Origin of the sequence: Arthrobacter tumbae (assembly GCF_016907495.1) — a bacterium.
GTDB lineage: Bacteria > Actinomycetota > Actinomycetes > Actinomycetales > Micrococcaceae > Arthrobacter_D > Arthrobacter_D tumbae.
In genome coordinates this window covers 2,692,820-2,708,819 of record NZ_JAFBCC010000001.1, presented here as the reverse complement: position 1 = coordinate 2,708,819, position 16,000 = coordinate 2,692,820, and the positions used below count along the sequence as shown (strand labels likewise).

General features: G+C 64.7%; 14 protein-coding genes. 4 read left to right on the top strand and 10 right to left on the bottom strand.

Annotation, left to right across the window (positions count from 1 at the left end; all coding sequences use genetic code 11):
* Positions 1-130: 130 nt before the first annotated feature.
* The 9 genes from JOD47_RS12985 to JOD47_RS12945 all read right to left on the bottom strand — a co-directional run bounded on the left by JOD47_RS12985 (position 131) and on the right by JOD47_RS12945 (position 11,119).
* Positions 131-1,417 (bottom strand): thymidine phosphorylase, encoded by a 1,287-nt coding sequence (locus tag JOD47_RS12985; protein WP_204534828.1) that lies wholly within the window; start codon positions 1,415-1,417, stop codon positions 131-133.
* A complete protein-coding gene (locus JOD47_RS12980) occupies positions 1,414-1,923 on the bottom strand; it encodes a cytidine deaminase (protein WP_204536698.1) in 510 nt (169 codons plus the stop codon). Before JOD47_RS12980 ends, JOD47_RS12985 begins: the two co-directional genes overlap by 4 nt.
* A gap of 13 nt (positions 1,924-1,936) precedes the next feature.
* On the bottom strand, positions 1,937-3,220 hold the full coding sequence (locus JOD47_RS12975) for an ABC transporter permease (protein WP_204534827.1): 1,284 nt from the start codon (positions 3,218-3,220) through the stop codon (positions 1,937-1,939).
* Positions 3,217-4,527 (bottom strand): ABC transporter permease, encoded by a 1,311-nt coding sequence (locus JOD47_RS12970; protein ID WP_204534826.1) that lies wholly within the window; start codon positions 4,525-4,527, stop codon positions 3,217-3,219. The genes JOD47_RS12975 and JOD47_RS12970 overlap by 4 nt, the downstream gene beginning before the upstream one ends.
* On the bottom strand, positions 4,524-6,074 hold the full coding sequence (locus JOD47_RS12965; RefSeq protein WP_204534825.1) for an ABC transporter ATP-binding protein: 1,551 nt from the start codon (positions 6,072-6,074) through the stop codon (positions 4,524-4,526). Before JOD47_RS12965 ends, JOD47_RS12970 begins: the two co-directional genes overlap by 4 nt.
* A gap of 169 nt (positions 6,075-6,243) precedes the next feature.
* A complete protein-coding gene (locus JOD47_RS12960; protein WP_204536697.1) occupies positions 6,244-7,317 on the bottom strand; it encodes a BMP family lipoprotein in 1,074 nt (357 codons plus the stop codon).
* A gap of 271 nt (positions 7,318-7,588) precedes the next feature.
* The gene (locus tag JOD47_RS12955; protein ID WP_307836280.1) at positions 7,589-8,635 is read right to left on the bottom strand and encodes an LLM class flavin-dependent oxidoreductase; all 1,047 of its coding nucleotides are present in this window, start codon (positions 8,633-8,635) and stop codon (positions 7,589-7,591) included.
* A gap of 63 nt (positions 8,636-8,698) precedes the next feature.
* Complete coding sequence (locus JOD47_RS12950; RefSeq protein ID WP_204536695.1) at positions 8,699-9,844, bottom strand: amidohydrolase; 1,146 nt, start codon at positions 9,842-9,844, stop codon at positions 8,699-8,701.
* 153 nt (positions 9,845-9,997) lie between these two features.
* Complete coding sequence (locus JOD47_RS12945; protein ID WP_204534822.1) at positions 9,998-11,119, bottom strand: mannose-1-phosphate guanylyltransferase; 1,122 nt, start codon at positions 11,117-11,119, stop codon at positions 9,998-10,000.
* Positions 11,120-11,322: 203 nt separating this feature from the next.
* Here JOD47_RS12945 and sdhC point away from each other — a divergent pair, with 203 nt between their 5' ends.
* The 4 genes from sdhC to JOD47_RS12925 all read left to right on the top strand — a co-directional run bounded on the left by sdhC (position 11,323) and on the right by JOD47_RS12925 (position 14,815).
* On the top strand, positions 11,323-11,703 hold the full coding sequence (sdhC, locus tag JOD47_RS12940) for a succinate dehydrogenase, cytochrome b556 subunit (protein WP_204534820.1): 381 nt from the start codon (positions 11,323-11,325) through the stop codon (positions 11,701-11,703).
* A gap of 3 nt (positions 11,704-11,706) precedes the next feature.
* Positions 11,707-12,174: a succinate dehydrogenase hydrophobic membrane anchor subunit gene (locus JOD47_RS12935; RefSeq protein WP_204534818.1), complete on the top strand. Its 468-nt coding sequence runs from the start codon at positions 11,707-11,709 to the stop codon at positions 12,172-12,174.
* A gap of 74 nt (positions 12,175-12,248) precedes the next feature.
* Positions 12,249-14,027, top strand: coding sequence for a succinate dehydrogenase flavoprotein subunit (sdhA, locus tag JOD47_RS12930; RefSeq protein ID WP_204534816.1), 1,779 nt, complete (start codon positions 12,249-12,251; stop codon positions 14,025-14,027).
* Positions 14,027-14,815 (top strand): succinate dehydrogenase iron-sulfur subunit, encoded by a 789-nt coding sequence (locus JOD47_RS12925; protein ID WP_204534814.1) that lies wholly within the window; start codon positions 14,027-14,029, stop codon positions 14,813-14,815. The genes sdhA and JOD47_RS12925 overlap by 1 nt, the downstream gene beginning before the upstream one ends.
* A 139-nt stretch (positions 14,816-14,954) precedes the next feature.
* Here JOD47_RS12925 and JOD47_RS12920 read toward each other — a convergent pair whose 3' ends face one another.
* Complete coding sequence (locus JOD47_RS12920) at positions 14,955-15,989, bottom strand: YihY/virulence factor BrkB family protein (protein WP_204534812.1); 1,035 nt, start codon at positions 15,987-15,989, stop codon at positions 14,955-14,957.
* Positions 15,990-16,000 lie beyond the last annotated feature (11 nt).

Here is a 16,000-nt window from a genome sequence, read left to right as displayed (position 1 = left end):
TTATGGTTTGACCCGGCCTCGCCGCGTCGCCCAATGGGGTGATGTTCCCGCTACGGAACTCGTCCCCAGGTAGTAGGTGACCACCCTGACAGGGCCCCTGACTGGGACCCTGATGCTTGGGTGGCGCGGGTCAGGCGATGCGGTCGATGATGAGCTGCTGCGCCGGACGCGCACCGTCCGGCGCGATGACGACGGCGGTCTCCAGCGCCTCACGCGCGCGGTCGAACTTCTCGGGGGTGTCAGTCAGCAGGGTCATCAGCGGCTCACCCGCGCGGACCATGGCCCCGGGCTTGGCATGCAGCCGGACACCCGCTCCGGCCTGGACTGCATCTTCCTTGCGTGCGCGTCCGGCGCCCAGACGCCAGGCGGCAACACCGACGGCGAGGGCATCGAGCCCGACGAGGACTCCATCGGCCGGGGCGTAGATGGTCTCGGACTCCCTGGCCACGGGAAGCGCCGCACGCGGGTCCCCGCCCTGCGCTTCGATCATGCGGTTCCAGACGTCCATCGCACGGCCGTCCCTGAGCGCCTGAGCGGGATCAGCATCGCGCACACCGGCCGCACCCAGCATTTCCTCTGCCAGCCGGACCGTCAGTTCGACGACGTCCTGCGGCCCGCCGCCAGCAAGGACCTCGACGGATTCCTCGACCTCGATGGCGTTGCCCGCCGTCAACCCGAGCGGGGTGGACATGTTGGTCAGGAGGGCAACGGTCTTCACACCGGCGTCCGTTCCGAGTGCCACCATGGTTTCGGCAAGCTCGCGGGCCTGGGCTTCGTCCTTCATGAACGCACCGCTGCCCACCTTCACATCGAGGACCAGCGAACCCGTTCCCTCAGCGATCTTCTTGCTCATGATCGACGACGCGATTAACGGAATGGCCTCCACCGTTCCGGTGACGTCGCGCAGCGCGTACAGCTTCTTGTCGGCAGGAGCGAGCCCGGCGCCGGCTGCACAGATGACAGCTCCGACGTCGGCCAACTGGGCCATCATCTCGTCGTTCGAGAGCTGGGCGCGCCAACCCGGAATGGACTCGAGCTTGTCCAGCGTGCCTCCGGTGTGGCCGAGGCCGCGTCCGGAAAGCTGCGGCACGGCGACACCGAAGACGGCGACCAGCGGCGCGAGCGGAAGGGTGATCTTGTCCCCCACTCCGCCGGTGGAATGCTTGTCGCTGGTCGGCTTGCCCAGGGCGGAGAAATCCATTCGCTCGCCGCTGGCGATCATCGCGGCCGTCCAGCGGGAGATCTCCGTGCGGTCCATGCCGTTGAGCAGGATCGCCATGTTGAGGGCGGCCATCTGCTCGTCCGCGATCGCACCGCGGGTGTAGGCGTCAATGGTCCAGTCGATCTGGGCCGGGCTCAGGGTGCCCCTGTCACGCTTGATGCGGATGATGTCAACGGCGTCGAACTGTTCACTCATGTGGTGCTTCCTGTCTCTGTGGTGCCGGGCCCTGACCTGCCCGCGTCCGCGAGGTGCTGCGGACCGAACGCGTCGGGCAGCACCTCGTCCATGGTTCGAATCCCGCTGACCGTCATCAACTGCATGCCCGGTGCCCGGAATTCATAGAGCAACTGGCGGCAACGGCCGCACGGCATCAGTGCGTTGCCGTCCCCGTCCACGCAGCTGAAGGCGACGAGCCTGCCGCCGCCGGTCATCTGCAGCTGGCTGACCAGCGAACACTCCGCGCAGAGAGTGAGCCCGTACGACGCGTTCTCCACGTTGCAGCCGGAAACGATCCGCCCGTCATCCGTCAGGGCAGCAGCCCCGACCGGGAAGTTGGAGTACGGGACGTACGCCTTCCGCATTGCCGCGGTTGCAGCTTCGGCGAGTTCCGCCCAGGGAAGGTCCGCAGCAGGCGAGCCGGCCGGCGCAGCACCGCCCGCCGTCGTCGTCGTTGTTGTCGTTGCCGGGATGGCTTCATCCATGGTGCCCATGGCTCTACTCCTTGACGTACGGGATGCCGCCGGCTGCCGGCGGCCGGGACCGCCCAACAAGGCCTGCGACCGCCAGGATGGTCACGATGTACGGCAGCATGGCCAGGAACTGGCTCGGAACGTCCGTGCCGATGATGGACAGGACAAAGCGCAGGTTCGTCGCAAAACCGAACAGGAGCGCCGCGAAGAACGCACCGATCGGGTTCCAGCGTCCGAAGATGAGCGCAGCGAGGGCAATGTAGCCCTGGCCTGCCGTCATGTCCCGTGTGAACGTACTTACCGAGACCAAAGTGAAGAACGCACCGCCGAACCCGGCGACAGCGCCGCCCAGGAGGACATTCCAGAACCGGGTGGCGTTGACCTTGATGCCCATGGTGTCCGCGGCCTGCGGATGCTCACCGACGGCGCGCACGCGCAGCCCCCACTTGGTCCGGTACAGCCCGAGCCAGATGACAATGACGGCGACGTACATGAAGTAGCCGACGATGGTCTGCTGGAACAGGATGGGCCCGATCACCGGGATGTCCGCAAGGAGCGGGATGCGGATATCCGGCAGGCTCGGCGGCGAGTTGAACGTCGCCGAGTCGCGGCTCAGGAGCGTTGACGCGAGGAACCCGGTCAGCCCGGAGACCAGCACATTCAGGACCACGCCGACGATGATCTGGTTCACCAGGTACTTGATGCTGAAGATCGCGAGGACCAGAGACACGAGCACGCCGGCGAAGGCCGCGGCGATCAGTCCCACGTAGACGCTGCCCGACACTGAGGCGGCAACGGCGGCGGCAAACGCTCCGGAAAGCAGCTGGCCCTCGATCGCGATGTTGACGACGCCGACGCGCTCGCACAGTACGCCGGACAGTGATCCGAAGATCAGCGGGATGGCCAGCGTCACCGATCCGGCGACCAGGCCCGCGAGCGAGATGGTTGGCCGATCAGCGATCCCCACCACCCAGGTGAGGAATCCGACAACAAAGAGGAAAGCGTAGGCAATGCCCGCCCAGCGGTTGATGCTCTCGCCGCGGCGGACCTGCAGGTAAGCGTAGACCGTGATCGCTATGAGGACGACTGCTACAACCCACCCCACCACGTTGGCGGGCAGCGCGATGTCAGCGAGCCGGAAGCGGTCGGAATCATCCGACACCCGGAAGACGGCGGTGGTTGCCGGCCCGCCGAGTGCGAAGACGATCAGTGCCAGAAGGGCTCCGAAGCCGAACCCGATCGGGGCCTTCCAGCTCCTGGTTGATGATCCTGTGACCCGTGAATCAGTCACCGATGATGCGATGCTCATGCTGCACCTCCGGACGTCATCTGATTCTGGTTACCCTTCTGTTTCCTTGGGGACTTCTTCTTCCGGTCGATCCGGAAGATCGCCTTGACCAGGGGCGGCGCGGCGATGAAGAGGACTATGAGCGACTGGACCACGAGGACGATGTCGATAGGGGTGCCGGTGAGGGTCTGCATCTGCACGCCTCCCGCACGGAACGCCCCGAACAGCACGCCCGCGAAGAACACGCCCCACGGATGGGATCTGCCCAGCAGCGCAACGGTGATCGCGTCGAACCCGAAGCTCGCGGCGATACCGCTGGTCAGCACCTGCTCGGTTCCTGCCACCTGGGCAACGCCCGCCAGGCCGGCGAGACCGCCGGCAAGCATCATGACGACGACGTAACCCTTGGTCACGCTGATGCCCGCGGTGCGTGCGGCGAATGGATTAGCGCCGACAGCGCGGAGCTCGAAGCCGACCGTCGACCGGTTCAACAGCCACCACACGCCGTAGGTCGCAGCAATCGCGACGATGAAGCCGAGGTGCAGGCGGAACTGCGGACCGAGGATCTGCGGGAACAGCGCAGTCTCATCCAACCGCGGACTGATCGGGTTGGCCGATCCCGGATTCTGGAACGACGGGGTGGTGAGCAGGTACCCGACCAGGTAGATGGCGATGTAGTTCAGCATGATCGTGACGATGACCTCGTGCGCGCCGGTGCGTGCCTTGAGGATGCCGGGGATGAACCCCCACAGCGCGCCGCCCACAAAGCCTGCCAGCACCACAAAGATCAGGTGCAGGCCGAAGGGCAGCTGCCAGGTGAAACCGATCCAGCCGGCAAACATGGCGCCAAGAATGATCTGCCCCTGTGCGCCGATGTTGAACAGTCCGGCGCGGAAGGCGACCGCTACGCCCAGGCCCGCGAGGATGAGCGGCGTGGCTACGGTGAAGGTCTCGGTCAGCGGGCGGAACATCAGGGCGAGGGAGTCGGCGCGCGGGTTGAACACTGCACCCTGGAAGAGCGCGACGTAGGCGCTGCTTGCCGCCTCCCAGGCCGCGGCGAGGGTGTCGGTCGGACGGGTGAAGAAATACGACGCGGCTGCGGCGACGTCTTCATCGGTCAGCGCGATGAGGATCCCGCCGAGGATGATCGAAAGCACGACGGCGAGAATCGCCACGAGGGAGGAGCCGGTGACAATGCTCTTCAGGATGCCGCGGCCGCGGTCCTCGGAGTCCTCGGGTGCCGGCGTTGTATCACCTGTCCCCGGAGCCGGCGACGGCGCGGCAGTGTCCTCGGCCCCGGTGCCAGTGCCCCTGTTGGCGGCGCTCATCGGTTTCCCTCCCCGGTCTCCCGGTGCTGGCCCTGTCCCAGGGCTTCCTCGGCCGTCATCCCGGCCATCATGAGTCCGAGCACGTCGCGTGACGTGTCGCCGGGCACCACGCCCATAATTTCTCCTCCATGCAAGACCGCAATGCGGTCTGCAAGTTCACTGATTTCATCAAGTTCGGTGGATACGATCATCACCGGTGTGCCGCCGTCGCGCTCGGTCACGATGCGTTTGTGCAGGAATTCGATCGAGCCGACATCCACACCGCGCGTGGGCTGCGAGGCAATGAAGAGGTTCAACGGCCGCGAGAGTTCACGGGCCAGGACCACCTTCTGCTGGTTGCCGCCGGACAGCGTGCTCACGGGTGCTTCGGCACTCTGGGTCCGCACGTCGAACTCGGCGACCTTCTCACGGGCGTTCTTGAGCACCACTGCAGGTTTCATGGCCAGTCCCTTGGCGAAGGGGGGCTCGTTGTACCAGTTCAGGATCATGTTCTCGGCGATCGAGAAACTGCCCACCAGACCGTCCACCTTGCGGTCTTCGGGAACAAAACCCACGCCTTCGCGGATGATGTCCTTGACCTTCATCCCGAGCAGTTCCCTGCCGTTGAGCTGGACGGATCCGGAGGCGTGGGGGTGCAGTCCGAGGATGGCTTCCGTGAGCTCGGTCTGGCCGTTGCCCTGCACGCCAGCGATTGCCAGGATCTCCCCCTTCGAGATCTCGAAGCTGATGTTGTCCACCAGATTCTGCCCACCGGGCCCGGGGACCGTGAGGTTGCGTACCGTGAAGGTGGTTTCGCCGGGCGTGGCCGGCGCCTTGTTGAGGCTGAGGCTGACCTGCCTGCCCACCATCATGGAGGCGAGTTCTCCGGTGCTGGCGGTGGGTTCAACCGTTCCGACGACGGCGCCCCTCCGGATCACCGTAATGACATCGGACACGGCCTTCACTTCGCGCAGCTTGTGCGAGATGAACACGATGGCGGTGCCGCCTGCCTTCAGCTCCTCGATGATCTGGATCAGCTCGTCGGTTTCCTGGGGGGTGAGCACGGCGGTGGGCTCGTCCAGGATCAGCACCTCCGCCTTGCGGACCAGTGCCTTGATGATCTCCACCCGCTGCTGCACGCCGACGGGAAGATCTTCAACGAGGGCATCGGGATCAACGTCGAAACCGTAGCGGTCGGAGATCTCACGGATGCGGGCACGGGTCTTGTCGAGATCGAGGATGCCCCCGACCTTGGTGTGCTCGTCGCCCAGGGCCACATTTTCCGCGACGGTGAAGACCGGGATGAGCATGAAGTGCTGGTGCACCATGCCGATTCCGGCGGCCATGGCGTCACCGGGACCGCGGAAGGTGACCGGCTTTCCGTCAACCAGGATGCGTCCGTCGCTCGGCTCATACAGTCCGTAGAGGACGTTCATGAGGGTCGACTTGCCGGCACCGTTCTCACCGAGGAGGCAGTGCACCTGGCCGGGGTTCACCACCAGATCGATATTGTCATTGGCAACAAGGGAGCCAAACCGTTTGGTGATTCCCTGTAGTTCGAGCTTCACAACCCCAACCAACCTGTCCTTTGTGGGAGCTGGGCGGGTAGCGTCGGGCAGGTTTCACCTGTCCCGTCCACCAGCGCCAGCCTGCAGAATCAATTCAACCGTAACGCGAACACGCCGCCCGCTCCGTGCAGGACCTCCTGGGAGCGGGCGGCGCGTTTTTTCAGCGGTGTTACTGGGGGCTTGCCTCAGACTCGACGGTGATCTCGCCGGAGATGATGCCCGCCTTGATTTCCTCAAGCTCGGCCTGCATCTCGTCAGAGACTGCTTCCTCCTGATCGTGGAACGGGGCAAGTGCGACGCCGCCGTTCTCCAGGGTTCCGACGTACGGCTCGTTGCTGAAGTTACCTTCGACGTCTTCGGTGATGACCTGCTCCACTGCTTCGCCCATGAGTTTCATGACGGAGCTGAGGATGTACTCGGTACCGCTTTCAACAGTCTGGAAGCCGTCCGAGTCAACCCAGATCACCTTGTTGCTGCCGCCGTCCGTGTTGGCTTCCTCAACAGCCTCGATGGTGCCGAGGCCCACCGGTCCGGCCACCGGCATGATGATGTCGGCGCCCTCGTTGATGAAGTTCTCGGTGTTGGTCTTGCCTGCAGCCTGGTTGGAGAAGTCACCGATGAACGTACCGGTCTGTGCTTCCTTGTCCCAGCCGAGGAGCTGGACGTCGGCGTCCTTCTGCTCGTTGTAGTAGGCAACACCGTCAGCAAAACCGTCCATGAAGATGGTCACGGTGGGGATCTGGATGCCGCCGTAAGTGGCGACCCGTCCGGTCTCGGACGTTCCAGCGGCGAGGTAGCCGGCCATGAACGCTGCCTGCGCCGTGTCGTAGATGATCGGCTTGACGTTCGGCAGGTCGATCTGGTTGTCGTCAACGATCGCGAAGTTGGTCTCCGGGTTGGCTTCTGCTGCCTCCGCGGTGGTGGCTGAAAGCAGGAAGCCGACGGTGACGATCAGGTCGCAACCCGAGGTGACCATGGAGTTCACGTTGGGCGTGAAGTCGGTCTCAGCCTGCGACTCTGCCTGCTGAACCTCGATGCCGAGCGATTCCTCGGCTGCCTGGATGCCCTCGTAGCTGGACTGGTTGAACGACTGATCGTCGAATCCGCCCGAGTCGGAAACGATGCAGCCGGTGTAGTCGGTTGCCTCGGCAGCGGGATCGGATCCGCCGCCGTCGGTCTCGGCCGGCGGCGCGCCGCAGCCGGCCAGGAGAAGGGCCGCAGCCCCCAGTGCTGCAACGGACATGCCGGTGCGGCGCTGAATCAAGCTCCGTGAATTCTTCAATGTTCCTCCGATAAGAAGTAAGCCCACGAACAAGAGATCAATGAGTGTCCGCCTGCACTGCCCTGAAAGGGGACACAAGCTCTGTTTTCATTGATGATCGTGGCGCCGGTCCCGCCTCAAATTCGGGACTCGATGATGAAGCTTACTCTAACGCCGGAGTGACCGGGCACACTACCAAAGCGGCGCCCGGTTCTTACATTGTTCAAGTTTTGTTACCAACCGGTAGGCGGCCCTAGCCGACGGCAGGAGCATGAGCCGGCACCTGCCCCCACACCTCCGCGATGGAAGTGAGGGAATCGATGCGGGAGCCGACGTCGTAGGTTGTGCCCGTGATCATGAGTTCCTGCACTCCGGTGCGCTCCACCAGCTCCTTCAGGCGCGCGGTCACCTGCTGGACAGTCCCCACCGCCTTGATCGCGGGCAGGTGATCGAGCATCAGCTGCTCCTGGTCGGTGAAGGTGCGCTCGGCGGCCTCCTGGGGCGGCACGATCGGGGCCGGCCGGCCGGACCGCAGCGAAAGGGCCATCACCCGCGCCGGGCCGGCAAGGTATTCGGCTTCCTCCTCGGTGGCCGCCGTCAGCGCCGAAGTGGCCAGCATCGCATACGGCTCTGCGAGGGCAGGTGACGGTTGGAAGTTGGAGCGGTAGAGGCGCATGATCGCCGCCGGATCCTCGTTGCCGAAGTGGTGGGCGTAGCTGTACCGCAGGCCCAGCATCCCGGCCAGCTGGGCGGAGTAGCCGCTTGAGCCGAGCAGCCACACATCAGGGAATGACGACGGCGCCGGCGTGGCTGCCAGCCGCATCACGCGGTCCGGGGTCCGGTTGTCGCCCAGGAGCGCAAGGACTTCCAGGACGTGCTGCGGGAACTCTTCGACGCCGAGCCCGTCGGTCTGCCGGCGCAGGGCCATTGCGGTCATCTGGTCCGTACCGGGCGCACGGCCGATGCCGAGGTCGATCCGGTCCGGGTGCAGTGCCTCGAGCAGCGCGAACTGCTCTGCGACGACGAAGGGCGCATGGTTCGGTAGCATCACACCGCCTGAGCCCAGCCGGATCTGCGACGTCATCGCGGCGAGGTGCGCAATCAGCACCGAGGGGCTGGTGGAGGCGACGGAGGGCATGTTGTGGTGCTCAGCGACCCAGAAACGGGTCAGTCCCAGCCGGTCCGCGGCCTGCGCAAGCCTCGTGCTGTCTGCGAGGGCATCGGAACTGGATCGACCGGAGCCGACCGTGGCGAGGTCGAGGACGGACAGGGGCACACGGGGACTGTTGGAGCTGCTCACACCAGGTGGCAACCGCAGCGGGTCCGCGTGCATTCCCAGGCCGGGCTCCGGGTCCTTCCGGAACTAGTGCCGCAGACCCAAAACTGCCCGCATTGCGGCAGCTGCCATCACGCGCACGCCGCATCCGATCGCCTGCTCATCGGGGCGGTAATCCCCGCGGTGCAGATCATAGGTTTCGCCGCCGGGCGTGCGGGTGCCGAGGCGCATCATTGCTCCGGGCACCTTCTGCGTCATCCAGGCGAAGTCCTCGCCGCCCATGGACTGCGGGGTGAGCACCACTGAGTCAGGTCCGAGCTCCGCGCGGGCGGCGGCCTCGATCAGGCCGGTTTCCGCCTCGGTGTTCACCACGGGCGGCACTCCCCTGGTGTGCTCGATCTTGACGTCCACGCCGAACGGAGCCGCGAGTTGCCGCACGGTCTCATCCATGAGGTCACCCGCCGCTTCCCAGGCCTCGCCGTCGAGGCACCGCATGGTGCCGGACATAAAACCGTGCGCCGGGATGGCGTTGGGTGCGGAGCCGGCGTGCATCTGGCCCCACACCACTGAGACGGCGCTGCGCACGTCGATGCGCCGTGACAGGACGGCCGGAACGTTGGCCGCGATATGGGCGAGGGCAAAGACGAGATCCTCGGTGAGGTGCGGCCGGGAAGTGTGCCCGCCGCGTCCGCTCAGCTCGACACGGACCGTATCCGATGCCGAGGTGATGGCGCCGATACGCGTTCCCACCAGGCCGACGTCGATACGCGGATCGCAGTGCAGAGCGAGAATCCGGGGAACCTCGGAGAGGACTCCCTGAGCGATCACATCCAGCGCTCCGCCAGGCATGGTCTCTTCAGCGGGCTGGAAGATCACCCGGACCCGGCCGCCCAGCGGAGTTTCCGCGTCGATCTTCGCCAGCACCAGCGCCACCCCGAGCATCACGGTGGTGTGGATGTCATGACCGCAGGCGTGGGCGATGCCCGTCGAGGATGAGGCGTAGGACAGACCCGTCTCCTCGAGAATGGGCAGGGCGTCGATGTCTGCCCGCAGGCCGATCCTGATGTCACCTTCGCCGATGTCCACGAACAAACCGGTGTCCTCGAGCCGTTGCGGCTTCAGCCCGGCCGCCTCCAGCCGCTCAGCAAGCCGGTCCGTGGTGCGGTGCTCCTTGTGGGACAGTTCCGGATGGGTGTGGAGATCGCGCCGAAACCTCGTCAGCTCATCCAGCATCGGAGCGGCCCACACACCGATGCGTGGGACGACGGGAGCCTCAGTGGAAGTTTTCTGCACTGCACCAGCGTAACGAACCTGCAGACAGCAGCTTCAACCTGACGTCATTGAGCGACTCGCAGCTCCTTGGCCGCGACCATCCGAAGCGCGCGATCAGAGGACGTCGACATCGCCGCTGGCGCGCAGGGACTCCACTGCCTTCTTCACTTCCTGGGCATGTTCCTTGGTGGTCACCAGAAGTGCGTCAGGAGTGTCCACAATAACGACGTCGTCGATTCCGATCAGCGCGATCACACGCTTGGTATCCGACACCACGATGCCCGAGGCGTTTTCAGAGAAGACGCGGGCTCCCTCCCCCATCACAGTGAGTTCGCTGTTCTCCATAGCCGGGTTGAGGCGGCCGATCGCGGCGAAATCGCCGACGTCATCCCAGCTGAAGTTGCCGGGAATCATGGCTACATCGCCGGCAGCGGCGGCAGGTTCGGCAACGGCGTAGTCGATCGCGATCTTCGGCAGGGTGGGCCAGACGCGGGCGGCAACCTCGTTGCGGGATCGGGTGTCCCACGCCGCGGCGATTTCCATGAGGCCTGCGTAGAGCACGGGCTCATTCGCTTCGAGGTGCTTGAGCATGAGCGCCACCGGCGCGACGAACATGCCCGCGTTCCAGCTGTACTTGCCGCTGTCGATGTACTCGCGCGCAACCGCTACCGAAGGCTTCTCCACGAACTCGATCACCGAATGGGCGCTGGGCGCGCCGTCGATGTCCAGCGGCTCGCCGGCCCGGATGTACCCGAACCCCGTGGACGGATGGGTGGGCAGAATGCCGATTGTCACGATGTAGCCCTCGGCCGCAGTGTGAACGGCTTCACGGACCGCCGCCTGGAAATCTTCCGCCGGCGCGATCACCGCGTCCGCTGCGAAGGAGCCCATGATGATGTCCGGATCCCGGTGATAGAGGATCGCCGCAGCCAGGCCGATCGCCGCACCCGAATCCTTCGGTTCGCTCTCCAGGACGAGGTCCGGGTCCTTGAGCTCCGGCAGTTGCGCGCGCACAGCCCGGCGGTGCGCCTTGCCCGTGACCACCATGATCCGCTTGCCGCTGAGCGGCTGCAGCCGCTCGTACGTTGCGCGGATCAGGGTGCTGCCCGAGCCCGTCAGGTCATGCAGGAACTTCGGTGCGGCGGCACGGGACAGCGGCCAAAGCCGGGTGCCGGTTCCGCCTGCCGGGATCACGCCGTGGAAGCGGTCCAGGGGGCTAGGCTCTTGAGTACTCATCGCTCCCACATTAACCCAGCGGGAACGCCGGGCGACAATGCCCCGCGCCGGCCCTGTGTTAACAAGGTCACAACGTAGGGCGGCCTAAATTGAACACCCCACCGGCCGGGCCTAGATTAGGCTTGTGGAAAGAGTGCTCTCGCGGGGCGACATTCCAGCGTTGAAGACGCGCTAACGCTCCTGCGACACAGGGAGGTTTTTCAGTGTCGAAGACACCAGCAGGCACCCTCTACCGCGGCCGCGAAGGCCAGTGGTCCTGGGTTGCGCATCGTATTACCGGCGTCGTGATCTTTTTCTTCCTACTCGTGCATGTGCTCGACACCTCGTTGGTGCGGGTTTCCCCCGAGGCCTATGACGCCGTGATCGAGTCCTACAAGAACCCCATCATGGGTCTCGGAGAGCTCGGACTGGTCGGCGCCATTGTCTTCCACGCCTTCAACGGCCTCCGCGTTGTCCTCGTGGACTTCTGGAAGAAGGGCCCCAGGTACCAGCGTCAGATGCTGTGGGCCGTCATCGGGCTCTGGGCGGTCACCATGATCGCCTTCTCCATCCGCCATCTCGCCGTTGTCTTCGGAGGTCACTAAGCCATGGCTGCTCCCATCGTTGAATCCCCCCGTGCCGGCCGCATCTCACCGCAGTATCGGCGCAGCGGCAGTTCCAAGGGCAACTTCGAAATGTTCGCGTGGCTGTTCATGCGGCTCTCGGGCGTGGTTCTCGTGGTGCTCATCTTCGTTCACCTCTGGACCAGCCTCATCGCCGGTGACGGCATCGAGGGCGTTGACTTCGGATTCGTCGCGGGCAAGTGGGCGGACCCGCTGTGGCAGGTCTGGGACCTCGTCATGCTTTGGCTTGCCATGCTGCACGGAACCAACGGTGTCCGCGTCATCATCAATGACTACGCAGAAAAGGACTCCACCCGGTTCTGGCTGAAGAACGTGCTCTACGTTTCCACAGTCGTCATCGTTGTACTCGGCACCCTGGTGATTTTCACCTTCGATCCGTGCCCCGTGGTCAACGGAGTACCGCACGTCGCCGACTACTGCCCGGCGCCCTAACTTCCTAAGGCGGCTGGTCGCGCACGCACCAGATCGGCCAGGTACATCGCCAGTTTCAACAGAAAGAGCACAGTATGCAGGTCCATAAGTACGACGTCGTTATTGTGGGCGCAGGTGGCGCCGGCATGCGCGCCGCGATTGAATCCGGCCAGCGCGCACGGACGGCTGTACTGACCAAGCTCTACCCCACCCGTTCGCACACGGGTGCGGCGCAGGGCGGCATGTGCGCCGCACTCGCCAACGTCGAGGAAGACAACTGGGAATGGCACACCTTCGACACCGTGAAGGGCGGCGACTACCTGGTGGACCAGGACGCCGCCGAGGTGATGGCGAAGGAAGCGATCGACGCGGTGCTGGACCTCGAGAAGATGGGCCTGCCGTTCAACCGCACGCCGGAGGGCCGCATCGACCAGCGCCGCTTCGGAGGCCACACCCGGGACCACGGCAAGGCCCCGGTACGGCGCTCCTGTTACGCCGCTGACCGCACCGGTCACATGATTTTGCAGACGCTGTACCAAAACTGCGTAAAGCACAATGTCGAGTTCTTCAATGAGTACTACGTGCTGGACATGCTGACGGTGGACGAGGAGTTCACCGTAGACGGCGTAACGCGCATCCGGAAGCGGGTTGCCGGCGTAGTGTCCTATGACCTCGCCACCGGTGAGCTGCACGTCTTCCAGGCCAAGTCCGTTGTGTTCGCCACCGGCGGCGTCGGGAAGGTCTACAAGACCACCTCGAACGCGCACACGCTGACCGGCGACGGCATGGGCATCGCCTTCCGCCGCGGTATCCCCCTGGAAGACATGGAGTTCTTCCAGTTCCATCCCACCGGCCTGGCCGGTCTCGGGATTCTGCTCTCTGAAGCAGCCCGCGGTGAGGGCGCGATCCTTCGCAACTCCGAGGGCGAGCGCTTCATGGAGCGGTACGCTCCGACCATTAAGGACCTCGCACCCAGGGACATCGTGGCGCGTTCCATGGCCAACGAGGTGCGGGAGGGCCGCGGTGCCGGGCCCAACAAGGACTACGTCCTCCTGGACCTGACGCACCTGGAACCGGCGCACATCGACGCGAAGCTTCCGGACATCACGGAGTTCGCCCGCACCTACCTGGGCGTGGAACCGTACACCGAACCGGTGCCGGTGTTCCCCACCGCGCACTATGCAATGGGCGGTATCCCCACCAACATCAGGGCTGAGGTTCTGCAGGACAATGACACCGTTGTCCCGGGTCTTTACGCTGCCGGTGAGGTTGCCTGCGTTTCCGTTCACGGCTCCAACCGTCTGGGAACCAACTCGCTGCTGGACATCAACGTCTTCGGCAAGCGTGCCGGTATCGCCGCGGCGGAGTACGCCGTCACCGCCGAGTACGTCGAAATCCCGGACAACCCGCTGGTCGAGACCGAGCGTCTGCTGGACACGATGCGGAGCTCAGAGGGCGGCGAGCGTGTTGCGCAGATCCGCCAGGAACTGCAGGACATCATGGACGCCAACGTCCAGGTGTTCCGGACCGAGCAGACCCTCAAGGAAGCCCTCGAGGTCATTGACAAGCTCGAGGAGCGCTACACCCGCGTCACTGTCCAGGACAAGGGCAAGCGGTTCAACCTTGACCTGCTGGAAGCCGTTGAGCTCGGATTCCTGCTGGACATGGCCAAGGTCATGACGGCAGCTGCCCTGCATCGTCAGGAATCCCGCGGCGGCCACTTCCGCGAGGACTACCCCGAGCGTGATGATGAGAACTTCATGACCCATTCCATGGCCTACAAGGATCCCTCCGCCGCTGAAACCAGCGGGGTGCGCCTTGAGACCAAACCGGTAGTCTTCACCCGTTACCAGCCCATGGAGCGTAAGTACTGATGAGCACACCAACAGTCGAAAAAGAACCGGCCTCGAAGGTCGACCTGGCACCCGGAGTAGGCGGGGGCGGCGAGATTCCCACCTTCGACATCACCCTGAAGGTGCGGCGCTACAACCCCGAGGTCTCCGATGAGGCGCACTGGGACGAGTGGAAGCTCACCATGTACGGCACGGACCGTGTGCTGGACGCCCTGCATAAGGTGAAGTGGGAGCATGACGGCACCGTCTCGTTCCGCCGCTCCTGCGCGCACGGCGTCTGCGGCTCTGATGCCATGCGGATCAACGGCCGGAACCGGCTGGCCTGCAAGACCCTGCTGAAGGACCTCGACACCTCCAAGCCCATCCTGGTCGAGCCGATCAAGGGCCTGCCGGTTGAAAAGGACCTCATTGTCGACATGGAGCCGTTCTTCCAGTCGTACCGCGAGATCATGCCGTTCCTCATCAACCGCGGCCACGAGCCGACCCAGGAGCGCCTGCAGTCGGCAGAGGAGCGCGAGCGGTTCGATGACACCACCAAGTGCATCCTGTGCGCTGCGTGCACCTCATCCTGTCCCGTCTTCTGGACTGACGGCCAGTACTTCGGGCCGGCCGCGATCGTCAACGCGCACCGCTTCATCTTCGACTCACGCGATGACGCCGGTGACATGCGCCTGGAGATCCTCAACGACAAGGAAGGCGTGTGGCGCTGCCGCACCACCTTCAACTGCACCGAGGCGTGCCCACGCGGCATCCAGGTAACGCAGGCGATCGCCGAGGTCAAGCAGGCCATTTTGTCCCGCAAGGTCTAGAACCTCCTCGACGACGAGCGAAACGGCGCGCGGCTACCGAAAGGTGGCCGCGCGCCGTCGTCGTTCCCGGACGTTTCACCCGGATCACAATCCGGAAGTTTTGCGCAGATCGGGCGACTTTCCGGCCTTGGAAGCCGCGTTAGGTGCGCGAAATTTCCGGGGTTTTGGCCGCAGCGGCCCTGCTGCGCTGCCGCAGGGACCGTGCGCGGCCGCCTCGTGCCCGGGAGCGCGCTGACCGGGCATCGGCCGCACCGATGGCACCCCAGGCCGTTGCCAGCAGGTAGACCTGGCTTAGCAGGAAGAACCAGACGAACAGGCCGAGGATGACCGCGAAGGGCGCAAGCAACGGGTTTCGGTCGACGCCACCCAACAGCAGGGTGCTGAAGGTTCGCAGGACGGTGCTGCCCACACCGGCGATGACGGCTGACTGAAACAGCACCGCACGCGGCATCTCAATCGACGAAGCCGCGCGGAACAGAATGACTGCAACGAGCGTATCCAGCAGGAGGGTGACGAAGGTACCGGCGATCTGCGTCAGGGGCCGGGCTGCGCTGTCAAAGCCGAGCCACTGCAGGACCAGGTCGATGACCGTGTTCACGGTAAGGCCGACCGCGGTCGTCACGGCCAGCGCTACAGCGAGGACAAGCAGGATTCCGAGATCCTTCAGCTTCATCAGGATGGGATTGGTTTCGATTGGCGGCACGTCAAAGATCCCGCGCATACCCTCGCGCATTCCGCCGATCCAACGGAGGGACGTGAATAAAGCGATGGCGGTCGAGATGACCAAGGCCAAGCTCAGCTCGGATTGGAGCGCGAATAGCTCCCTGGGCCTCGCTAGACCGCCCTCGCCGATCAGACCGGGCGTTGTGGAATCCACAGCCTGCACGATGAGACCCTGTAACTCCTCGTTGCCGGAGACAATCAACCCGGTGATGGAAAATCCAGCGACGAGCAGCGCGGCGATGGCGAAGAACATGTTGTACGCGATGCCGGCCGCCATCAACGGGCCGTGGCGGCTGGTGTAGAGCTGGAAGGCCCGCATGGGACGGAAAGCGTTCAGCCTGGCCAGCAGGTACTGGAAGGTGGCCAGGAGCACGGGCACTCCCCCGCCCTTTTCCCGTCGGGTCCGGCCGAGGTCGCGGCGGGCCTGCAGAACTTTCAGTTTGAGCTTCATCCGCTCCGTGG